This window comes from Bradyrhizobium uaiense (assembly GCF_010811875.1).
Classification (GTDB): domain Bacteria; phylum Pseudomonadota; class Alphaproteobacteria; order Rhizobiales; family Xanthobacteraceae; genus Bradyrhizobium; species Bradyrhizobium uaiense.
This window is the reverse complement of the sequence record NZ_VKHP01000672.1, coordinates 1-265: the sequence shown is the minus strand read 5'-3', so window position 1 is coordinate 265 and position 265 is coordinate 1. Positions and strand designations below refer to the sequence as shown.

1 pseudogene is annotated in these 265 nt (G+C 66.0%); it reads left to right on the top strand.

Going from position 1 to position 265, the window contains the following annotated elements:
• Nucleotides 1-265: pseudogene (locus tag FNJ47_RS47020) on the top strand (transposase); the annotation flags it as partial.

The window sequence follows — 265 nt, the reverse complement described above, 5'->3', positions numbered from 1 at the left end:
TTGTTCGATTCCACCATCGTTCGGGCGCATCAGCACGCCGCCGGCGCCAAAAAAGGGGGTCTGAAGATCAGGCGATCGGCCGCTCGCGCGGGGGCCTGAGCACCAAGATACAGCTGGCCGTTCGAGGCTTGGGATGTCCGGTGCGGTTCACGCTGACCGCGGGTCAGAAGGGCGATGCCCCGCAAGCCGCCGCATTGATCGAAGGCTTGTCCGCCGAGGTCGTCATGGCCGACGCCGCCTATGACGCCGATCACCGTGGCGGTTC